Below are 25,488 nucleotides of genomic sequence, written 5' to 3' on the forward strand. Positions count from 1 at the left end.
TATAAATCTCGGGATAGGTTAGGTCCTGCCCGTCCTCCGGTGGAGCGATATCTGCGTGGCGAGACGTTATAAGCCCACCAGCCTGTCAGCACCTTTGGCTTCTTGCGCGTAACGGGAGTGCAGCAGTTCACCTGGGTTGACCATACTATCCATTCCTGCCCCTTGTCGTCCTAGTGCTGGCAGAGTTGAGAATGCCTCGCGGTTATTCTCTCCCGGGCAGAGCCCATAGGTTACATTGTCCCGACAGCTTAACACCCGGAAATTACTCCCCGCGCATGTGCCGGTAGGAAACCGATGGCAGAACATCGGGTTACATTGTTCTGAGAAATGACCTCCTGTAATTTTTCAGAGTGTGTAACAGAAATTTATATGACTTCATGTCGCAAATAACGTTGCGCTCTGGAGCAGTTTACTTTATGCGCCTTTGTGTGAGAATGCGAACGCAGCGAGCCACACAAAGGTGCATAAAGTAAACTGTCCCTCAGCAGCGCCTTGTCAAGTTTGACACTAGGTTTCTTTACCTTCAGCCTGCTTGATAACTTTGACAAGTTCTTTGATTTGTTCAACAACCTGAATATCTTGTTCTTTTATCTTAATTTTACTGAACGCGCTTTCACTGGCTATATTCCAATTTTCGAATATCTCAACCAGCTCACTTCTGTCCACTGCATTACCGTATATTTCAAAGTATAGCTTTCCAAAATTTATTGCGTGAGCCCTGTCAGATCTTTTGATCGCTTCGTGCATGTAAGCATTACTGACAGTAAATGCGTGTCTAGCCCATAACCCAAGAACACTTAATACCACAAGCCCTTTAAAAGACATAAAAATTAAAAGGGGCCAACCTATCTCTTCAGCCTTTTTATCAATTATCCCCGTGCCCAGAATGGATATCGCGACTGTAACTATTACGGCAGCAATCAGTACCACCGTACCATGTATGCTCCAGTTTCTAGCTTTTTCTCTATACTTGTTCTCTAGATTTTCTAGCACCTTTACTGCAGCACTTACGTATTCTGGAACTTTTATTTCTATGCGCTGTTGAACCTGCTTTTGATGTTCCTCATTCAGCTGTTTGATTCTTTGCGCCAAACTTTCTTCTTGCTTCTTTAATTCTTCTTCTCTCTCAGAAGTCTCGCTGAGCAGGGAGTTTAGCCTTTCCTTTGCATTGGCTATTTCGTCGTCCAAGTGCTTCTGTTTTAGGTTCGCTACTTGTTCAGCCTCAGCTAGAGCCTCTTCCTTTGATTTAATAGCCGAGGAAAGATCGTCAGCTATACGCTTTCGTTCTTCAACCAAAGACTCCTCAGCCTGTGTTGCGCTTTCCCTTAGCTCTTTAGACCTTTTTCTCTCCCTTCTTATATAATCTTCCCATTGTTGGCGTCGCTGTATAGGCAGAGACTTTAGAATTGTTTCGCGTCGCTTCTGATCAGCAGCGACATCAATAAGTTTTTCAATTAAAGAGTTTGGACTTGCTGCTGAAATTCTCTTCAAGGAGCTTAACGACGATGCCTGAACATACCATCTCAATGACTTTTCGGACGCAACACCCAATGCTCGCTTCAAAACATCTACTTTGACTTCGCTAGAAATCTTACGTAACGTAGCTTCCTTGGAGTTTTCAAGTACCTTATCGATTAGTTTTGGAGTCGCTATTCTAAGAAAATTTTCAACTTTTCCTGATTCTTGTTTTGAAAGGTATTCATCAACCTCAAATTTTGAGGTTTCTTCTAACCCAATCTCAAACTCTTTCATACATCCCTCTGAAAGCTAGCGCTAGCAGCAAGCGCGCCGATTTTGGTGTCGACTTGCCTGTTCTTGTTAGCTCTGCTCACGAATCCACGGTTCAGAATTTTGATACCTTATATCGACCAAGTCTTTAATTCGATCATAAGAAACGATCTCAATTCCATGCTTCGATGTATAAGTTGCCTTTCGTTTGTGAGACGCACGGCTAATGTTGTCACGCCTGCCAACTACGATATGAAAGCTCTCTTTTAGGTAGCTTTCAGGGTCTGCCAAGTAATCACCAGACATATTGCTTATGACATCAGTTGATGAATAACCAAGAAGATCCTTGCTCTTTGCCCATCGCACTAATTCTGATCTGACTTGGCTCTTGTGCATATCGAAATATTCAGCCCAATCATCAACTTGCTTAATTGCACCTGCCAAGCGCTTTGACGGTACTCCTTGCTGCGTAAAAACCTTGTCGTCAACCGGTTCCATTTCTATGAACATGACTTCCCATACACCAGAGTATGAATTCAGGATTACGAAGTCAGCTTTATATTGGCTTCCAAGTGGAAACTCTTTGAATAGAAATCGACAATGCCCGCCTGCTCTGCAAAACGTCCAATATAGCGTTTGAGGGCGATTAGAAAAAAACTCTAACGCCCCACGCTCCCCCGACTGTGCGTCAAGCCAGTTCTTAAAATCATTTGGATGAATATATTCACTCACAGCACAATTTCCAGTTGAAAGCTAACGAGGCTGTAGAAAAACTCCGGCCTCTTTTTCTGTTCATATTTCACCAAAAAATCGCGATTCTACGTGAATTCTGGGCCAGTTCTGCATTGCGAAAAGCATTTCAGGGCACTCTCCGCACGGAAAATTTACCTGCTTCGGGATTGCTCGAGTTTTTCTACAGCCTGAACGTCGCATTCAGCGGCTCGTCCGCTGCAATGCTTCGTTAGCAAGGCCGGGGGTAGGGAAAATGCTACATATAAAAGCTATAGCTAACCTGAGGTTTCTCATTTGCCTCAACATACTTCATGATTTCCCCAACTTTCCGCGAGCATTCCAGTGTGATCGGATACCGTCCGTCAAATTGCGTATTGTTCCAGTTCATCTTGGTCAGCCCAAGTGCTTCCTCACATAAATCTTCCAACGAGGAGTCGTGTTCAAAAGCCCTGATTTCGAGTGGGGACGGAACATACATCCCCGGATAAGTCTTGTAAAAATTGACAGCTCCTTTCGTATAAAGAATAGCCTTGCTTTCCGATAGTGACAGCAATGTTCCTCTCACGGGGGGATACTGTTCGTAGCTGTAGAGCCGTACTTTGGACTCCATAATGGTTACGAAGTCTTTCATTCGTATACCCTTGTTTTCTATTGCTCTGGTAAAACCCCGTATCTCTTCTTCCCGGAAGTTGCTGGACTTATGAATAACAATCCGCGCAGGCATTTGCATCAAAGCGTGGTCATACTCATTTAAAGCGTTCATCAACAACTCGAACGCTTGCTCTTCGTTCATGTAAGGTCGTCGGTCTCTTTTATCTAACTGAACTGGAGAGCCCCGGAGAATTACTCCATGACCAAACTCATCAAAGACCTGTGCCAAACTGGTCGATACGGTCTCATTGTCACGACTTTTATAAAATCCAATTCCGACATAGCAGGTCTTAGGTTTATGTGTTTCCTCCACCAATCGCCAAGGAATTGTCTTGTTTCCCTTGTAGTAAAGTGCCGTACAAAAGTTCCATGCTCTAGTCGCATCATCCTGCTGTCCTTTATTGCCGGTATCAATGGACAATGACTTCTCTAAAACAAGTTGTAACGGTTTTCCCAAATGCATGCTTTTCGCTTTCAGAAGACGGCGGAAGTTATGCTCCAATGAACTCTTGGCTTTATCATCGTCAGAGTCGCTATCATAGTTCTCTGGATCTTCTTCCTTTCCCATTTTCTTGGTCAAAGCATCGAACATGTCATTTGGGATGACGCAAATGATGACATCCACTGGTCGGTGTTCGGCAAGAAATCGGATTTGATCAAAGTACAGATCAACACATACCTTGACTCGCTGTTCCCTGGATTCGATTTTCAGTGTCTTATTTAACTCTGACTTTTGAATAGTTCTAGTTAGCGTCGGACCATATAAGAACTTCGCATAGAATCCATGATGCTGTGTGAACCCCCCGAAACCTCTGAAAAGATTGGAATATTTTGACTCTTTACCTTCGATTCCTTCCTGGCATTTTGCTATCCAGAGATCCAACAGATCGACACCTTCCCCGCGCCCAACGACTCCCAGTCTCAACTCGCTTTGCCGGAACTCATCGTTTTTGTCATACACGCCAAGTGTTTCAATGCCTGCCTTCGGGCAGATATGTGCTCCATTGGCAAACTCCAGATTTGGCTCATCAAGGATCTTAATCTGCACTGACATCTTCCTCTTCCAACATTTCTTCCAGCTCCTCGTTTTCTTCGAGTGAAATATTGGACAAACATTGGAATTCGACCAATTTGCCAAATGTGATCATATCATTATCGTTACGGCTATTGGCAAGGAAATACCCGACGAATCTTACTTGATCCCTAACGGAGTTGTTATGCTCAAGACGCTTCTGCTTTGAGAGAAGATCGTCATGAAATCGATTGCGTTTATACAGATTCCATGTGTAGTACCAGCTAGGGGTAACGGTGGAATACCACTGTGAGTCAACATCAATAAATGAGATATCAAATGCCAAGTGCTTAAAGAAGGCTACTTTCGTTGGGTCTTTCGTCTGGTATTTCTTCTCAAAAACTCTTCTTCTTGAGAGCTTTTTACCTACCCATTCTTCCCTTCTCTGCTCAGAGTCTTTTTCATCAGGCAAAAAGTAAAATTGCTTTTGTTGCTTGCTCCAATTCACATCGAAGGCTAGAAGTTGATCCCGGAGAGTATCTTTCATCAGATACTTGAATAGATTTTGATATTCAACGAGCTCATGTTGTGAAATATCTTCCGTCGTCAGCTCTTCGATACTTCCAACGTCTACTATGGACCTGAAAGCAGACTCACGTTCCATATCGTAGAACGTGAAAATGCGACTCTCAAATACCGCCCAGCCATGACAGTCTAACCCAGCAATCTGTAATGCCAACCGGACTAAAAGATGCTTATTAGGGCGCTTCCCCTTGTAATTTAAATCGCGCTTTGCGGCAGAAATTGTGCTTTCTTCGTCGATGCACAATTCGGCCACATACAATACATTTGGAGGTGTAACCTCAATGAGGTTTGAAACTAAGATATATGGGGCATTCTCAGGCGCGTTTAACTCTTTGACCGATGTCTCTACATCACCGAGTATTGCTCGAAACTCCTGCAACATTCTCTCTTGCGCCGGCAATCGTAATCCGGTGATTTGATTCAATATATCACCAGGATCAATGATGTTTTCCTTCGCATCGAAGCAAATTTCATCACCGATGACGTTATTAATCGCATCCTGAGAGTAGCTTTTCTGCTTCGAGCGCAGCATAAAAATATAGAGCTCGTCAAAGGCATTTTTGTAGTTGCGTTTCTTAAATTGCTCTAAGGTCGATTTGACCTTCGCAATGTCTGTGGACGAGGTTACTTGAAAGGCAACCCGATCCTGCTCATCCCCTAAATCAATGCTTGGGAAGTTCTTGTGTTTCCTATTCAGATTCACAAGATTTGGACACTGGTAAACCTCTTTCAGGATAGGTATCCAGGCATCTTCAGAAATAAGGTTAACATCAAGCCTTCCCTGCCTTGTTGCGAGATCAACTTCGGTTATCAACCTGCTGACAACCTCTCGTAACTGATTTTCAATATCAATCTGCTTCAAAAAGACTATTCCAGTTCTATGAATTTCGATGTATTTTTATTTGCTAACAGCTATATCGTGCTTCCCACGACCGATATCACCCCGAAACATATCCAAGGCTGAAATTAACGACAAGAATGTCTTCAGTTCCCCGTCACGTCAAGGTTTCCGCAGTATTGGAACTATCGTGTTATTTCCCGTAATCAATCCCAACGACTGATATTCCGGGTTTTCCAAGTTTACCCAAGACATTGATTTCCAAAAAGTTTCAGAAGTGTTTTGGCATATTCCCAAGATATCGGTCGCCGGGGCCGAAATGTCGGTCCTCTTTTGGTCATTTTGCGCTTCTGCATGATTTCTGATCAAGTAGGCGAGTAACGGTAAGAATCACCGGAATGCATCGCGACTCTGGCAGGGTGTGGTGCCCCCCCCCGTGGAGAGAGTAAGCTTCCCTCAAGTGATTTGTGGATCTTCACAAGGCTATCGAATGGACCTCTCGAAAATCGATAGCGCTTGTACGATCTAATGGGCTTTCCACCCAATCGACTGAATTCTCAGCGATACCTCATCGCTTGACATCTCACCGCATCTTCAATAGGCACGGTCCCCGTATTGAGCTCCAGGATCTGTCGGCTGATACCCGGCTCATGAAGCAGTTCAGCCAGCGTGCTGGCAACATCATCGCGAGCAACCTGATCGTGAAATTCCGCCGGTCCCAGTGACACGGTACCAGTGCCGGGGTCGTCCACCAGCAGCGATGGGCGGAGGATCAGCCAGTCCAGGTCGCTGCGGCTGACCATCACATCCGCGCCTTTCTTGACGGCGAAGTAGTACTCGACGTCGTCGCCCAGCGCTCTTTCCCGCCAGGATTCCGGGAGCACGGATACCAGGGCGAAGCGCCGGACGCCGGCGATGCGGGCTGCGTCGATGGCCTTTTCCACCCCGTCGCCATCAATGGCTTTGGTGATTTCCCGCCGACCGCCGTTCGAGCCGGCCGTGAAGACAACGGCGTCGGCATGGTCGAACGCGTCGGCCAGTGCTTGCGGAGTCATGTGGGCGAGGTCCGCGACCTGTACATCCACTCCTTGCTGCTGGAACTCTGCCTGCTGCTCACGGCGGCGGACGAGGCCGCGGACCCGGTCGCCCCGTGACTGCAATTTTTGCGCAAGCAGGCGGCCGATACCGCCGGTGATACCGATGATAAAGACGTGCATTGCGGATGCTCCTGCGTCTGGTTTGATCGATTCCGCTAGTGGGCCGTGCGTAAAGTTGTGTAACAAAGGAGCACAGCCAAAGCGTCCAGATCAAGGCGAGAAAGCGCTGGAATAGTGGTTCTATTTCAAGCTTTCTCAACGCAGAGCTGGGCGTTTTGGCGCCGCGAACTGTTACAGAACTTTGCGCACGGTCCACTAGATGGGTGTCGTCACGTGTTCGATGGAATACGCGCGATGACCTTGATCTCGAAGTCGAAGCCCGCCAGCCAGTTCACGCCCACGGCGGTCCAGTTGGTGTAGGGCGGCTCGCCGAAGGCCTTCTGCCGCTCAGCACTGATGGCATCCCATTGCGCTTCCGGGTCGGTGTGGAAGGTGGTGACGTCCACGATGTCGTCGAAGGTGCAGTCGGCGGCTTTCAGCACGGCAGCGAGGTTGTGGAAGGCCAGTTGGACCTGCTGTTGGAAATCGGGCTCCGGTGAGCCGTCATCGCGGCTGCCCACCTGGCCGGAGACGAACAGGAAGTCGCCGGAGCGGATGGCTGCAGAGTAGCGGTTGATGTCGTAGAGCGCCTGCCGGCCGGGAGGAAAAATAGCGTCGCGCTTGGTCATGGTTTCAGTTCCGGTTGTGAGAGAAGAGTTTCGAGAGGCCGGTCGACCGCCTGATACGGCATCTCCGGCCTTCCACAGGCTCGATATCCTTATTAAGATACGAGCCGTATGTCAGTATATTCTTACATACGCGGCGTATGTCAATAGGCATACGCCGCGTATGCGATTGATAGGGGAGCAGAATGGCCGCGAAACGAAGGGCCCAGATGGTGGAAGAAACCCGGGCCAAACTGATTCAGGCCGCCCGCAGGGCCTTTGCGGCCAAAGGTTATGCGGCGTCGTCCATGGACGACCTGACCGCCGAGGCCGGGCTGACGCGAGGCGCGCTCTACCATAACTTCGGCGGCAAGAAGGGACTGCTGCAGGCCGTGATCGACCAGATGGACGCGGAAATGCTCGTCCGCATGCGCGCGGCGAGGGAGAAGGCGGACAACGCCTGGCTGGGGTTCATGGAGGAGAGCATCGCTTATATGGAGATGGCCCTGGAGCCGGAAATCCAGCGCATCATGCTGCTGGACGGGCCGGCGGTGCTGGGCGATCCCTCGCAATGGCCCAACCAGAACGCCTGCCTGCGCACGACCATGGAAACGCTCCAGGGGCTGATCGACGAAGGCACGGTCCGTCCGGTGGACGCCGAGGCGGCTGCCCGATTACTGAACGGCGCAGCGCTGAACGCGGCGCTCTGGATAGCGGCTGCGGACGAACCCCGCGCTGTATTTGAAAAGGTGGTGGAGGCTTTCCGGTCCCTGGCCGAAGGGTTGCTGCGATCGGAATCCGGTTGAGCGGACCAGTGCGTCGCCTTTACATTTCTTGACCCTCCGGCGCAATGGCAATCGCAAATGCGAACCAGTAAGCTAAACGGCATCACCATTGGTATGACCACAACCGTTGACTGGAGACACTTTGAGACCAGCGATTGCAGGGCGCATTGCCCCGATTCGGGGCGCGGGTATCGGCGCTGTAGTACTGACCCTGGGCCTTCTCGCCGGCTGCGAGTCGGAGAGTGAAGTTGCCCCGAAACCTGAAATGACCATGGCCGAACCCGTGGTTATGGAAGCCGTGAACTGGCAGCCGCGCAAGGTGCGCGTGGAGGCCGTGGGCACGTCGCGGGCGGGCAAGAGTGTGACTCTGTATCCGGAAGTGAGCGGCGAGGTTGTCGAGGTTTTCTTCGAGGCCGGCGACCGGGTGGAGACCGGCGAGGCCATCGTGCGGCTGGACGATCGCGACCAGCGCCTGGCGGTGGACCTGGCCCGCGTGGAGCTGGAGGATGCCAAGCGGCTCTACAGCCGCTACGAGCGCACCAGGGAGTCCGGCTCGGTGACCGAGAATGCGCTGGACGATGCGCGCAGTGCGGTCGAGCGCGCGCGGCTCAGTCTCGAGCGGGCCAAGGTGGCCCTGGATCACCGCTCCATAGAAGCGCCGTTCGACGGTTCCCTGGGGATTACCGATCTCGACCCCGGCGCCCAGGTGACGCCCTCCACCGCCATTACCACCATCGATGACCGCAGCCGGTTGCTGGTCACCTTCCAGGTGCCGGAGCTTTTTCTCGGCCAGATAGAGGAAGGGCAGTCGATCTCCGTGGCCACCTGGGCCAACGGCAGCGCCAAACATACCGGCGAGATCACGGATATCGACAGCCGTGTCGATTCCCAGACCCGCACCTTCGCGGTGCGCGCGCGGGTAGACAACCGCGAAGATCGGCTGCGCCCGGGCATGAGTTTCCGGGTCATCATGGAGCTGGTGGCGGGCCGCTATCCGGTGGTGCCAGAGGTGGCGCTGCAGTGGGGCAACGACGGCGCCTTTGTCTGGGGGGTCGAGGAGAAAAAGGTCAAGCGTGTTCCCGCCACGGTGGTGCAGCGGCTGCAGGGCGCCATCCTGGTGGATTCGGATCTGCCCGAGGGCATGTCGGTGGTGACCGAGGGGACCCAGCGCATGCGCGAGGGGCTGCCCGTTGCCGACATTACGGGGCTGTATGCCGATGAGTGACGATTCGCCCAACAAGCCTGTCGAAAGCGGCCCCGCGGATATCCACCGCAACGACCTGGCATCGCTGGCCATCCGGCGGCCGGTACTGGTGCTGGTGTTGAACCTGCTGATCGCCATCGCCGGTATCGCCGCGTTTAGTGCCGTGGAAGTGCGCGAGCTGCCGGATGTGGATGTGCCGATCGTGTCCGTGCGCGGCGAGCTGCCCGGTGCCTCGCCGGAGACCATGGACTCGGAGGTGACCAGCATCGTCGAGGGGGCGGTGGCGCGTGTGTCCGGCGTCAAGCATATCCAGTCTTCCAGTGAGGAAAACAACTTCCGTATCCATATCGAGTTCAACTCGAGTATCGACCTGGATACCGCCGCGTCCGATGTGCGCGAGGCGGTGAGCCAGGCGGAGCGGGAGCTGCCGGACGATGTGGAGCAACTGGTAGTGGTGAAGGCCGCGGACCGGCCGGAACCGGTCATCTACCTGGCCGTCACCAGCGGCGAGCTGCGCGACGAAGCCCTGACCCACACCATCGAAAAGGACATCATTCCCGAACTCATCTCCATTCCCGGCGTTGCCGACGTGCCCATTTTCGGCCAGCGCCAGCGGGTGTTGCGCGTGGTGCTGGACCCGCTGCGCCTGACGAGTTTCGGCCTGTCCGTCAGCGACGTGGCCGACGTGCTCGAAGACGCGCCGCTGGATGTGCCCTCCGGCAGTTTCCAGTCGGTGGACCAGCAACTGCTGGTGCGCGCCGATGCGTCCACGGTCACCGAGGAACAGGTGCGGGATGTGATCATCAGCGGCGACGTCCGTATCGGCGATGTGGCGAGCGTATCCTTCGGCCCCGAGGATGTGCAGTCGCTGGTTTACCTGAACGACCGGCCGGTGGTCGGCCTGGGTGTGGTACGCCAGGCGCAGAGCAACACCATCGATATCAGCGACGGTGTGCGCCGCGCGGTGACGGCCCTCAACCAGCGTTTCGACAATCTCGATATCACCGTCACCGAAGACCGCGCCGTCTTTATCCGCGGTTCGGTGAAGGAAGTGGTCACCAGCCTGTTCTTTACGGTGCTGATCGTGATTGCGGCCATCTGGCTGTTTTTCGGCAAGCTGCGCACGACGCTGGTACCCAGTACCGCGATTCCGATTGCCCTGGTGGGCACGCTCGCCGGTATCTGGATGATGGGTTTTTCCATCAACATCCTCACCCTGCTGGCGATCGTGCTGGCCACCGGCCTGGTGGTGGATGATGCCATTGTGGTACTGGAAAATATCCAGCGCCTGCGGGGGCAGGGAATGGGCGCCCGCGCCGCCGCCGTGCTGGGTACGCGGCAGGTGATTTTCGCGGTGCTGGCTACCACCGCCGTGCTGATCAGTGTATTCATTCCCATCGCGCTGCTGCCCAGCACCGCCGGGCGCATGTTCCGCGAGTTCGGCCTGGTGCTGGCCACGGCGGTGGCGCTGTCGTCGGTGGTGGCGTTGACGCTGGTGCCGATGCTCACCGCCAGGATCACCCGCAATGGCGGAGACACGGATAAAAACCCTTTCTACGCGCGCCTGGAAAAAATCGGCGGGCATATTGGTGCGGGCTACCGGCGCAGCCTGGCCGCCTGCCTGCGCCGCGGCTGGCTGAGTTTTGCCGTGGCGCTGCTGCTGGCGGTGGGTGCGGGCCTTCTCTACCAGGGGCTGGGCAAGGAACTGCTGCCGTCGGAGGACCGCGGTGTCATCCGCGTGGACGCCACCGGTCCGGATGGTGTGGGCCAGAACTATATCGGCCGCCAGGCCGAACATATCGAGAATGTGGTGCGGCCGCTGGTGGCGCGCGGCGACGTCACCGATATCCAGACCGAAGTGGGCCGCTACGATCCCAACCGCGCGCGCGTCACGCTGCCGCTGGCGGACTGGGAAGATCGCTCCGTGTCGCAGCAGGCCCTGACGGCGGAAATCCTCGGGCCGCTGGAGGAAATCCCCGGTGCGCGCATCCGCGTCAGCAGCCCCAACAGCCTGTCCCTGCGCGGCGGCGGGGGCGGCATCGAGGTGGCGCTGGTGGGCAACGACTACCCCCGGATTTACGACGCCGCCCGGCAGATGAAGCGCGCCATCGAGGACCGGATGCCGCACCTGGAACAGCCGGACATCAGCTACCGGCCCACGCAGCCGCAACTGTCGATCGAGATCGACCGCCGCCGCGCGGCGGACCTGGGTGTGCCGCTGGACAATATCGCCACCACCTTGCGCGCGGTGGTCGACGGCCTGGATGTGGTGGACTTAAATGTCGGCGACGAGGCGGTGCCGGTGATGCTGGAAGCGGCCAGCACCACGGTTTCCTCCCCGGAAGACCTGGTCAATCTGTATGTGGAGAGCCACAACGGCGATCTGCTGCCGCTGTCGAGCATGGTCACGCTGCGCGAGGAGAGCGTGGCCGCCGAACTCGACCGCCACGGCCAGCGCCGCGCCATCGAAATCGATGCGGGGCTGGAGCCCGGCTATCCGCTGGCCAGCGCCGTCGACGAGTTGCGGAATCTGGCCAGCGAAATACTGCCGGACGATGTCGGCATCCTGTTCCTGGGCGAGGCGGACACCCTGGAGGAGAGCTCGCGCGAAGTGGCCATGACCTACGCCATCGCGGCGCTGGTGGTATTCCTGGTGCTGTGTGCCCAGTTCGAGGGCATCAGCAGCGCCGTGATCGTGATGACCACCGTGCCCTTCGGCCTGGCGGCGGCGGTCTACGCGCTGTTCTTTACCGGCACCACGGTCAATATCTTCTCGCAGATCGGGCTGGTGATGCTGATCGGCCTGATGGCCAAGAACGGCATCCTGCTGGTGGAGTTCGCCGACCAGTTGCGCGACCGCGGCCACAGCGTCTACGACGCGATTACCGAAGCGGCGCAGGTGCGCCTGCGGCCGATTGCGATGACCATGCTCTCCACCGTACTCGGCGGCCTGCCGCTGATTCTCAGCAGCGGCCCCGGCGCCGAGGCCCGCTCCGCCATCGGCTGGGTGATGTTCGGCGGCCTGGGCCTGGCCGCACTGTTTACCCTCTACCTGACGCCGGTGGTTTACCTGGGGCTGGGGCGTTTCCACAAACCGCGCTCCGTGGAAAGCGGCAGGCTCGAAGCGGAATTGCAGGCGGCTGCAGGGCGATAGTGGGTAGGGTGCGCCGTGCGCACCGGTATGTTTCGGGCCGCACTTGGCCAGGGCCGGTGCGCACGGCGCACCCTACGCTGTTGTTTTCGTCATACCGGACTCGATCCGGTATCCAGTGCCGGGGCCCGCTTGCCGCGCTGGAACTCGGCGTTGCCGGGAGGACAGCTTTCAGGCGGTAGGGTGCGCCGTGCGCACCGAGAATTTGCTGCCGGCACCAACTCGCGATTGGTGCGCACGGCGCACCCTACCCCTGCCGGGAAATTGAGAGGATTCAACCGTAGGGTGCGCCGCGCGCACCGCTCGGTAGCATACGGATACTGTACCGATGACTGGCAAGAATGCGAACAACGGCAAAGGGAANGAGGATTCAACCGTAGGGTGCGCCGCGCGCACCGCTCGGTAGCATACGGATACTGTACCGATGACTGGCAAGAATGCGAACAACGGCAAAGGGAACACAAGCCGCCTCCTTGGCGGGATCGAGGGCGGCGGCACCCGCTTCAATTGTGCCATCGGGCCGTCGCCGGACGAGATCTGGGCGAGAAACAGTTTTCCCACCACTGCGCCCGAAGAAACCTTTGCCCGTGTGGTCGAGTTTTTCAAAGAGGGCGAAGCCGAATACGGCGCGCTGAGCGCGATCGGCGTGGCCAGTTTCGGGCCGGTCGATTTGCAGCAACAGTCCGGCTACTACGGCCATATCACCACCACGCCCAAACCCCATTGGCGTTACACCGATGTGGTGGGGCATCTCAAGCGCATGTGGGATATACCGGTGGCATTCGACACGGATGTGAACGGCGCGGCGAGGGGCGAGGGGGCATTCGGCGCGGCGCGCGGGCTCGACAATTTTGTCTATGTCACCGTGGGTACCGGCATCGGCGCCGGGATAGTCGCGCACGGCAGGCCGCTCAACGGCGCCATGCACCCGGAAGTCGGCCATATGCGGCTGCCCCGCGCGGCGGAAGACCTGCATTTTCCCGGTTGTTGCCAGTACCACGGCGACTGTCTGGAAGGGCTGGCATCGGGGCCGGCCATCGAGGCCCGCTGGGGGCAGAAAGGCGAGACACTGCCGGCGGATCACCCGGCCTGGACGATGCAGGCGGAGTATCTGTCCATGCTGTGTATGAACCTCACCCTGTGTTACGCGCCCGAGCGGATTATTCTCGGCGGCGGTGTCATGGCCCGGAGGCAACTCTTGCCGATGATCCGCGAGCGCTTCGCGGCGTTGATGAACGGCTACACCGAACTGTCGGCGGTTTCGCCGCAGGATTACATAGTGCCGCCCTCCCTCGGTGAACGCTCGGGCGAAGTGGGGGCTTTGGTTGCCGCGGAGAGGTTGGCGGGTTAGTCGGCCGCCGATCAGCAGTGTGCCCAGCAGCCAGGCGCCCGGCACCGGCGGCGACGGTGTTGCCTCGGTTCCCGATACTCGAGATGAAAGAATCGGGACGGATTATCTTTTCACGACAGTGGTTTGCCGGAAGCGGGGCTGATACATTCGATCGTGGTTCGTGAGTACCAATCAAAAAACTTTCAACAATACTTTTTCACAACACACGGTTTCACAAACAAGGGACTGCCAATGAAAGCTTTCAATAAATCAAAAATATTCGGCAAAATGACAGCGCTGTCTGCTCTGCTGCTGTCAACAACGCTGGCGCAGGCGGCGGACAGGGTGGTGGGTTATATCCCCTCCTACAAGAATATGCCGGCGATTGTCGACTCGACCGATCTCGACAAGCTGACACATATCAATCTGTCTTTCCTGAACCCCGATGCCAGCGGTGTGGTGGCAGTCGGCGGCAACCCGGTCTGTATGGCCGGGCCCAACGGGGGCAATGTCAGCGGCGCGGACATTGCCTACGTTGTCGATCAGGCCCACCAGGCGGGCGTGAAGGTGCTGGTTTCCGTTGCCGGCGGGGTGATTCCGGCCTGCTCGGGGAGTTGGCAGAGCCTGCTGGATCCCGCCAACCGGGCCAATACGGTGAACAACCTGCTGGACTTTGTCGCTACCCACAACCTCGATGGCCTGGATGTGGATATTGAAGGTGGTGTGCTCACGGAGATCGACAACGCCGGCAATTACACGCCGTTCATCCAGGAGCTGCGCAACGGCCTGCCCGCGGGAAAACTGCTGACTTCCGCAACCGCCTCTTACAACGGCGGTATGGTGCCCACCTCCTCGCTGCCGTATTTTGATTTCGTCAATATCATGTCCTATGACGCGGTGGGCCCCAGCTGGGGAACGCCGGGAATAGAGCATTCCAGCTACGAGCAGGCGGTATCGCATATCGACACCTGGCGGGCGCGCGGCCTGAGTGCCGACAAGCTGGTTCTCGGTGTTCCTTTTTACGGCTACGGTTTCGGCAGCTATGCGCCGAGCTACTCCATCGCCGATATCGTGGCGCAGTTCGGCAGTGCCGCGGCCCAGCAGGATGTGATCGGCAGTCTTTGTGCCAACTGCAACTACATTACCTACAACGGTATCCCCACCATTCGTGCGAAAACCCGGCTGGCCCTGGAGGAAGGTTCGGGTGTGATGATCTGGGAACTGTCGCAGGACGCGAGCGGTGCCAACAGCCTGCTGGGTGTCATCGACAGCGAAACGGGTAACAGCGGTGGCGGCTCCGGCGGCGATACTGGCAACTGCCCGCAGTGGTCCCAGGGCACCTCCTATGTGGCCGGCGACGTGGTCGCCTACCAGGGCGGTTACTATATTGCCGAGCACGACAACCCGGGTTACGACCCCACCATCAGCACCTACTTCTGGGAGCCGACCACGGCGGATGCCTGTGACGATTCCAACCCGGATGGCTTCAGCCTGCACACCGAGGCCGAAGATTATTCCAGCATGAGTGGCGTGCAGCTCGAGGCGACCACCGACACGGGCGGTGGCGAAAACGTCGGCTGGATCGAGACCGGGGACTGGATGGCCTACGCGGGTATGAGCCTGCCGGCGGCAGGTACCTATCGGATCGAGATGCGTGTTGCCAGCCCCAGCGGCGGGAGTGCCTCCCTGGACCTGAATGCGGGCCAGACACAACTGGGCACCGTGAATATCCCGGCAACTGGCGATTGGCAGAACTGGCAGACCGTCAGTATGGAAGTGCAGCTTCCCGCCGGCCCTTTCGATTTCGGGATCTACGCCGCGCAGGGCGGCTGGAATATCAACTGGTTTACTGTAACCCGGCTCTGATGCCGGGCCGCCCCCGGTAGCTTTGCTGCTACCGGGGATGGGGGAGTCAGAAACTCCCGCGAATGCCCAGGGTGTACATGGCGCCGGGGGAATAGCTGTTGAAGGTCTGGCTGTTGTCCAGCTCCATGTAGCTGGAGATTTTCTCGTTGGTCAGGTTGTAGGCATCGAAGGTGATACTGAGATCGTTGTCCGGCAGGAACGGTAGTCGGTAGCTGGCGGACAGATCCAGCTGGCTGCGATCCCGGCCGGTAACGGGCGCACCCCAGGAGTCGAACTGGTGGGCTCCCTCCTGGTGATAGTAGGTCAACCGTACCTGCACGATGTCGTTTTCATAGTAGGCGGTGCCGCTGTAGGAATCCGAAACCCCCGATATTTCGTCTCCATTCTCGTTGACGGCATCGATGAATGTGACACTGGTATTGAAGCCTAGGCCGGGCAGCAGGAACTCCAGCGGTTGCACCCAGACCGCCTCCCAGCCGTCCACCTCGGTGGCGCCGTTGATATTCTCCGTGGTTTCGACCGTGACGATACAATCGGGGGAACACAGGGACAGCTGGTCCTCCTGGGTCTGGCTCAGGTCGCTGGTATCGATGCCCCACTCGTCCAGGTCCTCGAAGTTGACCGGAATCGTCGAGGTGGCGGTAAAGCCGGTGACATCCTTGGTGAAGTAGGTGAGGCCCACATATCCCAGCTCATTGAAATACCACTCGCCGCCGATATCGAAGTTACTGGACTCGAACGGTTGCAGGTTGGGGTTGCCGGTATTGACGGAGTCGATACCGGAGCCCGCCCAGGCGGAGTTGGGGAACATGTCGGCGGGGTTGGCCCGGGTGAGGCTGCGGGAACTGCTGACGCGCAGCTTGATACTGTCGGTGGCATCCAGCACCGCACTCAGCGAGGGCAGTATCTTGGTATAGTCTTCGTTGGTGGCGCCGGTGTCGGTGGCCACATACTGGTCGGTGTCCACATAGCGGACGCCGCCGTTGGCGCGCAGCGGGCGGCCGGCCACTTCCGTCTCCAGGTTGGTCTCCACGAAGAAGGCCGTCACCTCCTCTGAAATCTCGGTGATATCGTTTGGCTGCAGGTTCATGCCGGCATAGTTGACGGCTTTCTTGAAGGCGTTCCAGTCGAGGTCACCGACACGGTCGAAGCCGTTGTAGTTGTCGATATTCTCGCCCATGTCGATGGGGGTGATGTAATCCCCCAGGGCCGCTTTCACGTTGTCGGCACCGTTGGCCGTCAGGTATTCGTCCAGGTCCGTGGGAATGTCGTAGAACCGGTGCCTGGACGATATCTCGTCCGAGGCGATCCCGAAGATGACGCCGTTGACATCCGCATCCTCCCCCCATTCAAGCTGGGCGTGAAAGCCCCGGGTTTCGGTTTCCCGGTCTTCGTGGCCGACGCGGAAATAGCCGCTGTCCGCCATCATATAGTCCTGGTAGTTATCGAAGCCGGTGTGCTCGACCGTGGGCACATCGCCATCGTCGGCGAAGGTCATGGTGCCCTCTCCGGTAAAGAAGAGGCCGTAGGGGTTGTCGCGCTCGAATTCGGAATCCGATTTGCTGGCCGATACATTCAGCTTCCAGGCATCGCTGATCTGCCAGTCGACGCTGGGCATGATGGACAGGTAGCTGAGATCTTCGTCGTAATCCCGGGAGCCGACCCAGGCGCGGTTGCCGTAGAAGGTGCCGCTGCGCAGGCGGTTGCCATTACCGTTATCCACCAGCTGGAAATTCTCCGGGATATAGGGTGTGTCGTAGTTGCGGCGATAGAAGTGCATGACCTCGGTGCGCACAAAGTCCGCTTCGGTATCGGCGTGGACGATATCCAGCGATGCCTCCATGCGGTCGTGGGGGCGATACTGGAACGACAGCAGGGAGGACAGGGATTCCTTCTGCCCCTGGGTGGTCATCACGCGGCCGATATAGGGCATGCCCGCACTGTTGAGTTCATCTTCCGAGAGACCGGCACTCTGGTAAATATCGATGGTATCGCCTTCGCTGACGCCGTCGTGGGCGGCGGCGTAGTCGGCGGAGGCCACGTCGGTGAAGCGGAAGGTGGCGCTGGTATCCGAATCGCGGCAGTCCACGCTGTCGGGCTGGTCGGTGATCAGGCAGCCGAACTGGGCGTTGTTGCCCACGGTTTCGTAGCCGTCCACATGCCGGTTGGCATCCTTGTTGACCACGGTTACCAGGGCCCCGAACTGGTCGTTGTTGAAGCTGTAGGTAAAGGCACCCTTGGGGCTGGTTTCGCCATTGGAGGCGCGGTAGTCGCTCTCCAGGGCGAAGCGGGTGTTGTGGCCGTCCCCCAGGTCGGAGGCGCGCATGGTGCGCATATTGACGTAACCGGTAACGCCGCCTTCCAGTTGCCGCGCGGTGGCCGTCTTTTCCACCGTGAGGCTGCCGAACAGCTCGGTGGGGAATATATCCAGGTCCACCTCGCGGCCGGCCAATTGGCCGCCGTTGCCGCTCTGGTTGAGATTGCCCATGGAGGCGATGCCGATGGAGTTGCCGTTGAGCGCAATTTTTGTGAAGGCGGGCCCCAGGCCGCGCACGGCAATCCGCTGTCCCTCGCCGCTGACTTCGCGGCTGATCTTGACCCCGGGAATCTGCGCCAGGGACTCGGCGAGGTTCTGGCTGGGCATCTTGCCCATATCGTCGGCGAAGACTTCATCCTTGAAACCCACGGAGTTCCGTTTCGCCGCGGTGGAGTTCAGCAGTGCGTCCCGGTAGCCGGTTACTTCGACTTCCTCGAGGGACAGGCTGTCGCTTTCGTCGGTGGTGGCTTCCTGTGCGAGCAGTGACTGGCTGCCGAGGCCGGATGCGACCGCGGCGATAATGACATGGGCGAGTCTGTTTCTGGCAAACATCGTGGTTCCTCTCATCGCTTTTATTATTGATATGCGCCGGCGATCCCGACCGTACAGCTCCGAGAGCGCCCCAGTGGCGCTGGCTACTTATTATTGTTAGCGGTTACCGTTTTTCTGGTAGCGCTACCATATTACATTTACGCCGATTTCAGGGGCTTGTCAACGCCTTTGCCGGTGCGTTGAGAGAGGTGTCAGTAGGGGGCAGGAATGGGAGGTGTGGTAGGGAAAAACTGTCCGTAGCAATGTGCAAACAGAGCACCGTAAGAGCCTGCCGTGCAGGCGAAAAAGATCGGGGTCCGTTGACCATTCGCCTGCAAAGCAGCTCCTACGGCAGTCCGGCTGCGGGGCTATTCCCGCAGTAATCGAACGCCGTAAATACCGCCGGCCACGGAGCCGGGTTCCGCCTCGAAGCGCAGTTCCAGCGCCGCATCCTCGCGATCCCGCAGCGCGGCCGGCAGTGCGTAATCCACGCTGAAAAACTCGTCCCCTCTGTCGCCCTCGAGGGAGACATCGGCCAGCTTTGTGCCATTCAGGAGGATATCGAATTCGCGACCGTCATCCAGGCCGTAATAGGTGATACGCAGTGTCTGCGCCTCGCGCTGCGGATCCCTGAGCCGGTAGCTGAACCAGTCGCTGGCGTGGCGCCAGTGGCGGCCTTTGTGGATACCGGCTTCGGTATCGCCGCCGGCGAAGAAGTGGTCGGATTCCGGTTGCTGTTCGCCGGGGGAGACACTGTCGATGGTCTGTTCCGCCAGTGCCAGGCGCGCGCGGTCCGCTTCCGTCCCGGTCCGGCGGCGCTCGGCCAGCTTCTCCGGTGTGGTCACCGGCCAGTAGAGCATATAGCGCGCTTCGTGCAGGCGGAAAAACGGAATCAGCTCCAGAGCCCCCTGGCCCTCGGTGCGCAGGGCTTCCGGTGCGGCGAAGCGCAGGCTGTCTCCGGGCAGGGGCTCAAGGTCGCGGATAAAACTGTGGTCTTCGCTGGCGAACAGCGGCGCACTCTCCAGTGCGCACATGGGGCCGCTGGCAATATGGCCCATGCGGCTGTCGTCGGCGAAGAAGTCCAGTTGCTCGTCGGCAAACGGCTCGGTTTTGGCCGCCAGCACCACCGGGCCGTAGACCAGTGCGAAGTAGTCGGACTGGTCCGGCATCTGTTCCAGTTCCGCGTGCATGGGCAGGTCGATTTCGATGCGGTCGCCATTTTGCCAGTGGCGCCTGATGGAAACATAGCTGCCGGCTTCGGCCCTGTGGGAAACGGCTTCGCCGTTGACGCGGATCCGGAATTCACCTTCCGATGCCCAGGCGGGGTAACGCAGGTGCAGCGTTGCCTCTGCGTCTCCCTGGATTTCCAGTGCCGTGTTTTCCGCGTCCGGGAAGCGATTGCGCTGGGTCAGGGTCAATCCGGTTTCGTGCCACTGCAGTCTCGACGGAATAAACAGGTTGACGAAAAGTTCGTCGCCGCGGTGGGCGTAGATCATCTCGCCGTATTTGCTGTGGTTTTCGATTCCCGAGCCGACACAGCACCACATGGCTTTCTGCGGTTGCGAGTAGATGCGGTAGTGCTGGGGGCGCATGGGGGTGAAGTACACCAGTCCGCCGGTGTCGGGGTTCTGGGAAGAGAGGATGTGGTTGTAGAGGGCGCGCTCGTAGTAGCGCACATAGCGAGGCTCCGGATCGCCCCGGTAGAGCAGCTCCGTGAGCTTGAGCATATTGTAGGTGTTGCAGGTTTCCGGCCCCTCCACTTCTTCCACCATCGGGGAGAAGTCGTCCAGTTCGTGGAAGTGCTCGCGCACACTGTTGCCGCCGATGGCCACGGTGCGTTCTTCCACGACCTGGTTCCAGAAGTACTCGGCGGCGTCCTGCCACTGGCTGTTGCCGGCCAGGTCGCCGACGCGTTTGTAACCAATCACTTTCGGAATCTGGGTATTGGCGTGCAGGCCGGTGAGGGCGTCGCGGTGTTCTTCCAGCGGTTGCAGAATCTGTCGGTGCGATAATCGCCTGGCTACTTCCAGGTATTTTCTGTCGCCGGTAATTTCGGCCACATCGGCGTAGACCTCGTTCAGGCCGCCGTGCTCGCTCCTGAGCATTTCCTGGACCTGTTCGTCCGACAGCTTCGCAATCAGCCGAGCGCCCCAGTCCGACAATTCGATCAGCATCTCCCGCGCCTGTTCGCTGCCGGTGTGCAGCCAGGCGTCGCGGAGGCCGGCGTAGGTCTTGTGGATGTTGTAGAGGGGCACCCATTTTTCGTTCAGGGAGAAGAGGCCCGCGTCAATCTCGCCCGCGGCAATCTGCCGCCACATTGACGCGCCGTCGGGAATACCACCGAGATAGCCGTCGCCGTTTTCCCGCTGGGCGCGCTGCAGTATATCGAGCATTGTGTCCAGGCGGGTTTTGGCCTCCCGGTTGCCGGTGGCGGCGTAGGCGAGGCTCAGTGCGGTCAGGTAGTGGCCGCCGATATGGCCGTCGAGGCCGGTGTTTTCCCAGTTGCCGTAGCTTTCCGCCTCCGGTTCCAGGCCCGCTTCGCGCAGGTAGGGGGCCAGCAGCCGATCCGGGTCCATGGCCAGGATGTATTCGATGTTTTTGTCCTGGGCATGTTTGAAGGGGCTATCCAGCAGGCGGACGTCGGCGAGCGGGAATTTCTCCACCGGCGCGCCGCTGGCCGACGGTGGTTGTGGTTTGCTGCATCCGGTGGCGGTGAGGATGCAGAGGCTGAGTGCGGGGATTATTGTTTTCATGGTTTTTCTGCCGGCAGATACGTTGAAAAAGAAACTCGTGTAGCTCCCTCTCCCGCCGGGAGAGGATTGGGGAGAGGGCATCCGGCGGCGCCGCGGTGGCAGAACAACCGCCCCCTCATCCCGGCCTTCTCCCCGCGGGAGAAGGAGAACAGCTCCCTCTCCCTCCGGCAGAGGGTTGGGGAGAGGGCCTCCGGCGGCGCCGCGGGGGCAGAACAACCGCCCCCTCAGGCCGGCCTTCTCCCCGGGGGAGAAGGAGAACAGCTCCCTCGCCCTCCGGGAGAGGGGTGGGGAGCGGGGATACGGCGCCGCCGCGGTGGCAGAACAACCACCCCCTCACCCCGGCCTTCTCCCCGCGGGAGAAGGAGAACAGCTCCCTCTCCCTCCGGGAGAGGGCGGGGGAGAGGGCATTCGGCGGCGCTGCGGTGGCAGAACAACCACCCCCTCACCCCGGCCTTCTCCCCGCGGGAGAAGGAGAACAGCTCCCTCTCCCTCCGGGAGAGGGCGGGGGAGAGGGCATTCGGCGGCGCTGCGGTGGCAGAACAACCACCCCCTCACCCCGGCCTTCTCCCCGCGGGAGAAGGAGAACAGCTCCCTCTCCCTTCGGGAGAGGGTTGGGGAGAGGGCATCCGGCGCCGCCGCGGTGGCAGAACAATCGCCCCCTCATCCCGGCCTTCTCCCCGTGGGAGAAGGAGAACAGCTCCCTCTCCCTTTGGGAGAGGGTTGGGGAGAGGGCATTCGGCGGCGCCGCGGTGGCGGAACAGCTCCCCCCTCGGCCCGAAGTCTCCCCGGCTCCGTAGGATGGGCATAGGAGCGCAGCGACGTGCCCATCAATCCCGAACGATGGGCACGCAGCCCATTATTTATGGTGGCGATTATTCGACGAGCCGGCTTTGGTAGCTGTCCAGCTGCGCCGGGTCCACCACCGGCCACAGTTCGTCGTCCCATTTCATATCCAGGATCTTCAGTTTCTGCAGGCCGTCGTCGGCGGCCGCGTAGGCGTGCAGTACCAGGTAGTCCCTGCCGTCGAAGGTGTAGGCGCTGTTGTGCCCCAGCCCCGGCCAGCGCTCGTTGCCGGCGATCAGCGGGCTGCCGCCGCCATTGGCCATATCCTTGCCGTTTTTATCGAGATAGGGCCCGGTCACCTCTTTGGCGCGGCCCACGGCCAGGCGGTAGGTACTGTCGTCACCGCGACAGCAGAGGCCGCGGGAGATAAACAGGTAGTAATAGCCGTGCTTCCTGAAGATAAACGGCGCTTCGATTTCCTCGGGGCCGGCCTGGTCGGCAGGGGTGAACGGGGGGCGCTCGCCGCGGGCGAGGGTGTGCCACTCCCGGGATTCCGACGGCGCCGTCCAGGTTTCGTCCAGTTTTACCAGTTTCAGGCCGCCCCAGAAGGAGCCGAAACTCATCCAGGCGGTGCCCTCGTCGTCGAGCACGATATTCGGGTCGATTGCGTTCCAGTTGTCCCGGTGGGGGATCGACTGCAGCACCATGCCCTGGTCTTTCCACTGGTAGTCGGGGGAGTCCGGATCCAGGGTTTCGTTGATGGCCACACCCATGGCGGAGGTGTTCTTGCCGAAGGCGGAGACGGAGTAGTAGAGGTAGAAGCGCCCGTGGCGCGCGATGATATCCGGCGCCCAGAGATGGCCGGCGAAGTCCGGCACTGCCTCGCGGGCCCAGTCCGGCTCGCCCGGGAAGGCGCGGCCAGCCGGCTGCCAGTCCACCAGGTTGTCCGAGCGGTAGATGGTGATGCCGGGGCCGGTGCTGAACAGGTAGTAGCTGTCGCCTTCCTGGGTCATTACCGGGTCGTGAATACTGACCTGGCGGGGCGGTTGCGGATCGGCGTGGCTGCAGGCGCTCAGTAACAGGCCGGTCAGCGCGGCGGCGCCGGCGCGAAGAGGGGAGGGCGCATAGCGGAACATAGGAACTTCTCTCTTCTTATATATATGGTTGCCGGAAAACGGCTCTCATTATCGTGGTCACAATGTCCCGGCTGCCGGGGTTGTGACGTTATTAGTATTATAATAATATCGTTTAAAATACAGCAAGCGCCGCAAAGACGGCGACGCAATCACAAGAATAACGATGGCGATGACGATGCTCGAACCAATTAAACGGACTCTGTTTGCCCTCCTGCTGGGCTGTGCCTGCCTGCTGCCGATACCGGCTCTGGCGGCGGAGCGGGGCGCTGGCGAGTCGACACACCTGATCGCGCAACGCGCCGACCCCTGGGTCTTCCGTCACTCCGACGGCTACTACTATTTTATCGCCACGGCACCAGAATACGATCGCATAGAGTTGCGCCGGGCCACCAGTATCGCCGGCCTTGCGGAGGCCGGGGCGGAGGTTGTCTGGCGCAAGCACAGCAGCGGCCCCATGAGTGCCCATATCTGGGCGCCGGAACTGCACCGCATCGACGGTGCCTGGTACATATACTTCGCCGCCGGCGAGGCCGAGAATCCGTGGAAAATCCGCATGTACACCCTGCGGAATGAAGCCGCCAACCCGCTGCAGGGGGAGTGGCAGGAAATGGGTCGTATCGCCACGCCGGTGGACAGCTTCTCCCTGGACGCCACCAGTTTTACCCACGCAGGCAAGCGCTATCTCGTCTGGGCGCAATACGATGCCGAGGGCGAGCGGGGCTCGGCGCTGCTGATGGCGGAAATGGCTTCACCCACAGAGATCAAACAGCCGGTCATCACCCTGTCGGAGCCCAGGCTCGATTGGGAAATCATCGGCCACAAGGTCAATGAAGGCGCGGCGGTGCTGAAGAAAAACGGGCGCATCTTCATGACCTACTCCGCCAGCGCCACGGATCACAACTATGCCGTAGGCCTCTTGTGGGCGGACGCCGATGCAGACCTGATGGACCCGGATTCCTGGCACAAGTCACCCGAGCCGGTGTTTTCCACCAATGCCGAATTGAAACGTTTCGGCCCCGGCCACAACAGTTTCACCCTGGCCGAGGACGGCGAAACCGATCTGCTGGTGTACCACGCGCGCGACTACCGCGAGCTGAAGGGCTCGCCACTCAGCGATCCCAACCGCCACACCCGCGTGCGGGAGCTGCACTGGGATGAGAACGGCATGCCCGACTTCCGCCAGAACGAAAAAGATTGACGCGGGACCGTAGGGTGCGCCGTGCGCACCGCCTGGATTTGGTGAAAATTTCGGGTTGTTCCGGTGCGCACGGCGCACCCTACAAAAAACGATGGTTAAAAAGAGCTTCAGCATGATGAAAAACATCAACAAATACGGCCTTGCCGGCCTGGCGATGTCCGCTGCCCTGCCATTTTCCGCCCAGGCGGACAATCCCATCATCACCGATGTGCTCACCGCTGACCCGGCGGCCATGGTGCACGACGATACCGTGTACCTGTACACCGGCCACGACGAGGCGGAAGACAACAAAGACTTCTACAAGATGAACAAGTGGCTGGTGTTTTCCTCCACCGACATGGTGAATTGGGAAAACCACGGCTCGCCGCTGGCAGTGGAGGATTTCGACTGGGCCAAGAGCGATGCCTGGGCCAGCCATGTGGTGGAGAAGGACGGCAAGTTCTATTTCTACACCACCGTGCGCCACGACGATACCAAGCCCGGCTTCGCCATCGGCGTGGCGGTGTCCGACAGCCCCACCGGCCCCTTCAAGGATGCCCTGGGCGAGGCGCTGGTCAGCAACGACATGACCACCGACACCGATATCGACTGGGACGACCTGGACCCGGCTGTATTCATCGACGACGACGGCCAGGCCTACCTCTTCTGGGGCAATACAAAAGCCCGCTGGGCGAAACTGAAAGACAATATGGTGGAGCTGGATGGCCCGATCCACGATATGGACCTGCCGGATTTCACCGAAGCGCTGTATGTGCACAAGCACGGCGAATACTACTACCTGAGCTACGCCAAAGGCTTCCCGGAAAAAACCGCCTACGCCATGAGCAAGTCCATCGAGGGCCCCTGGGAATACCAGGGCATCCTCAACGAGCTGGCGGGCAACTCGAACACCAACCACCAGTCGATCATCGAGTACAAGGGCAATTCCTACTTCATCTATCACAATGGCGGTACACCGAAAGGTGGTAGCTACCGCCGCTCTGTTGCCATCGACGATCTGCACTACAACCCGGACGGCACTATCCAGCGTGTGATCATGACATCTGAGGGTGTGGACCCGGTGGAGTAAGAGGATTAATCTCCACGG

General features: G+C 58.2%; 16 protein-coding genes. 7 read left to right on the plus strand and 9 right to left on the minus strand.

The window, feature by feature from the left end:
- Window positions 1-507 precede the first annotated feature (507 nt).
- The 6 genes from OQE62_RS08335 to OQE62_RS08360 all read right to left on the minus strand — a co-directional run bounded on the left by OQE62_RS08335 (window position 508) and on the right by OQE62_RS08360 (window position 7,371).
- On the minus strand, window positions 508-1,752 hold the full coding sequence (locus tag OQE62_RS08335; protein WP_265721558.1) for a hypothetical protein: 1,245 nt from the start codon (window positions 1,750-1,752) through the stop codon (window positions 508-510).
- A gap of 66 nt (window positions 1,753-1,818) precedes the next feature.
- Window positions 1,819-2,460, minus strand: coding sequence for a Shedu anti-phage system protein SduA domain-containing protein (locus OQE62_RS08340; protein ID WP_265721559.1), 642 nt, complete (start codon window positions 2,458-2,460; stop codon window positions 1,819-1,821).
- A gap of 256 nt (window positions 2,461-2,716) precedes the next feature.
- Window positions 2,717-4,159, minus strand: a complete 1,443-nt coding sequence (locus OQE62_RS08345; RefSeq protein WP_265721560.1) for an argonaute/piwi family protein — start codon at window positions 4,157-4,159, stop codon at window positions 2,717-2,719.
- Window positions 4,149-5,570 (minus strand): SMEK domain-containing protein, encoded by a 1,422-nt coding sequence (locus tag OQE62_RS08350; protein WP_265721561.1) that lies wholly within the window; start codon window positions 5,568-5,570, stop codon window positions 4,149-4,151. Before OQE62_RS08350 ends, OQE62_RS08345 begins: the two co-directional genes overlap by 11 nt.
- A gap of 533 nt (window positions 5,571-6,103) precedes the next feature.
- On the minus strand, window positions 6,104-6,763 hold the full coding sequence (locus OQE62_RS08355; protein ID WP_265721562.1) for an NAD(P)H-binding protein: 660 nt from the start codon (window positions 6,761-6,763) through the stop codon (window positions 6,104-6,106).
- 209 nt (window positions 6,764-6,972) lie between these two features.
- Window positions 6,973-7,371, minus strand: a complete 399-nt coding sequence (locus tag OQE62_RS08360; protein WP_265721563.1) for a RidA family protein — start codon at window positions 7,369-7,371, stop codon at window positions 6,973-6,975.
- A gap of 182 nt (window positions 7,372-7,553) precedes the next feature.
- Here OQE62_RS08360 and OQE62_RS08365 point away from each other — a divergent pair, with 182 nt between their 5' ends.
- The 5 genes from OQE62_RS08365 (at window position 7,554) to OQE62_RS08385 (ending at window position 15,683) form a co-directional block, all read left to right on the plus strand.
- A complete protein-coding gene (locus OQE62_RS08365) occupies window positions 7,554-8,153 on the plus strand; it encodes a TetR/AcrR family transcriptional regulator (protein ID WP_265721564.1) in 600 nt (199 codons plus the stop codon).
- A 121-nt stretch (window positions 8,154-8,274) separates the two neighbouring features.
- On the plus strand, window positions 8,275-9,357 hold the full coding sequence (locus OQE62_RS08370; protein ID WP_265721565.1) for an efflux RND transporter periplasmic adaptor subunit: 1,083 nt from the start codon (window positions 8,275-8,277) through the stop codon (window positions 9,355-9,357).
- Complete coding sequence (locus OQE62_RS08375) at window positions 9,350-12,490, plus strand: efflux RND transporter permease subunit (protein WP_265721566.1); 3,141 nt, start codon at window positions 9,350-9,352, stop codon at window positions 12,488-12,490. The genes OQE62_RS08370 and OQE62_RS08375 overlap by 8 nt, the downstream gene beginning before the upstream one ends.
- A 421-nt stretch (window positions 12,491-12,911) precedes the next feature.
- Window positions 12,912-13,838, plus strand: coding sequence for an ROK family protein (locus OQE62_RS08380; RefSeq protein WP_265721567.1), 927 nt, complete (start codon window positions 12,912-12,914; stop codon window positions 13,836-13,838).
- A 231-nt stretch (window positions 13,839-14,069) separates the two neighbouring features.
- Window positions 14,070-15,683: a carbohydrate-binding protein gene (locus tag OQE62_RS08385; RefSeq protein WP_265721568.1), complete on the plus strand. Its 1,614-nt coding sequence runs from the start codon at window positions 14,070-14,072 to the stop codon at window positions 15,681-15,683.
- 46 nt (window positions 15,684-15,729) lie between these two features.
- Here OQE62_RS08385 and OQE62_RS08390 read toward each other — a convergent pair whose 3' ends face one another.
- From OQE62_RS08390 to OQE62_RS08400, 3 genes are all read right to left on the minus strand, one after another.
- On the minus strand, window positions 15,730-18,552 hold the full coding sequence (locus OQE62_RS08390; RefSeq protein WP_265721569.1) for a TonB-dependent receptor: 2,823 nt from the start codon (window positions 18,550-18,552) through the stop codon (window positions 15,730-15,732).
- A 347-nt stretch (window positions 18,553-18,899) separates the two neighbouring features.
- Window positions 18,900-21,284 (minus strand): glycoside hydrolase family 127 protein, encoded by a 2,385-nt coding sequence (locus OQE62_RS08395; RefSeq protein WP_265721570.1) that lies wholly within the window; start codon window positions 21,282-21,284, stop codon window positions 18,900-18,902.
- An 872-nt stretch (window positions 21,285-22,156) separates the two neighbouring features.
- The gene (locus tag OQE62_RS08400; protein WP_265721571.1) at window positions 22,157-23,203 is read right to left on the minus strand and encodes an arabinan endo-1,5-alpha-L-arabinosidase; all 1,047 of its coding nucleotides are present in this window, start codon (window positions 23,201-23,203) and stop codon (window positions 22,157-22,159) included.
- 175 nt (window positions 23,204-23,378) lie between these two features.
- Between OQE62_RS08400 and OQE62_RS08405 the strand changes: the two genes are divergently transcribed.
- Together OQE62_RS08405 and OQE62_RS08410 are read left to right on the plus strand one after the other, a co-directional pair.
- Window positions 23,379-24,401, plus strand: coding sequence for a glycoside hydrolase family 43 protein (locus OQE62_RS08405; RefSeq protein WP_265721572.1), 1,023 nt, complete (start codon window positions 23,379-23,381; stop codon window positions 24,399-24,401).
- 112 nt (window positions 24,402-24,513) lie between these two features.
- Window positions 24,514-25,470 (plus strand): glycoside hydrolase family 43 protein, encoded by a 957-nt coding sequence (locus OQE62_RS08410; protein WP_265721573.1) that lies wholly within the window; start codon window positions 24,514-24,516, stop codon window positions 25,468-25,470.
- Window positions 25,471-25,488: the final 18 nt, after the last annotated feature.

Origin of the sequence: Microbulbifer halophilus, from assembly GCF_026183675.1 — a bacterium.
Taxonomy (GTDB): Bacteria; Pseudomonadota; Gammaproteobacteria; order Pseudomonadales; family Cellvibrionaceae; genus Microbulbifer; species Microbulbifer halophilus.

What these genes read in the sequence shown, in the direction of transcription:
- OQE62_RS08335 (WP_265721558.1), bottom strand. Translation starts at nt 1,752, where the DNA reads ATGAAAGAGTTTGAGATTGGGTTAGAAGAAACCTCAAAATTTGAGGTT.
- OQE62_RS08355 (WP_265721562.1), bottom strand. Translation starts at nt 6,763, where the DNA reads ATGCACGTCTTTATCATCGGTATCACCGGCGGTATCGGCCGCCTGCTT.
- OQE62_RS08360 (WP_265721563.1), bottom strand. Translation starts at nt 7,371, where the DNA reads ATGACCAAGCGCGACGCTATTTTTCCTCCCGGCCGGCAGGCGCTCTAC.
- OQE62_RS08365 (WP_265721564.1), top strand. Translation starts at nt 7,554, where the DNA reads ATGGCCGCGAAACGAAGGGCCCAGATGGTGGAAGAAACCCGGGCCAAA.
- OQE62_RS08375 (WP_265721566.1), top strand. Translation starts at nt 9,350, where the DNA reads ATGAGTGACGATTCGCCCAACAAGCCTGTCGAAAGCGGCCCCGCGGAT.
- OQE62_RS08380 (WP_265721567.1), top strand. Translation starts at nt 12,912, where the DNA reads ATGACTGGCAAGAATGCGAACAACGGCAAAGGGAACACAAGCCGCCTC.
- OQE62_RS08385 (WP_265721568.1), top strand. Translation starts at nt 14,070, where the DNA reads ATGAAAGCTTTCAATAAATCAAAAATATTCGGCAAAATGACAGCGCTG.
- OQE62_RS08390 (WP_265721569.1), bottom strand. Translation starts at nt 18,552, where the DNA reads ATGTTTGCCAGAAACAGACTCGCCCATGTCATTATCGCCGCGGTCGCA.
- OQE62_RS08395 (WP_265721570.1), bottom strand. Translation starts at nt 21,284, where the DNA reads ATGAAAACAATAATCCCCGCACTCAGCCTCTGCATCCTCACCGCCACC.
- OQE62_RS08400 (WP_265721571.1), bottom strand. Translation starts at nt 23,203, where the DNA reads ATGTTCCGCTATGCGCCCTCCCCTCTTCGCGCCGGCGCCGCCGCGCTG.
- OQE62_RS08405 (WP_265721572.1), top strand. Translation starts at nt 23,379, where the DNA reads ATGCTCGAACCAATTAAACGGACTCTGTTTGCCCTCCTGCTGGGCTGT.
- OQE62_RS08410 (WP_265721573.1), top strand. Translation starts at nt 24,514, where the DNA reads ATGATGAAAAACATCAACAAATACGGCCTTGCCGGCCTGGCGATGTCC.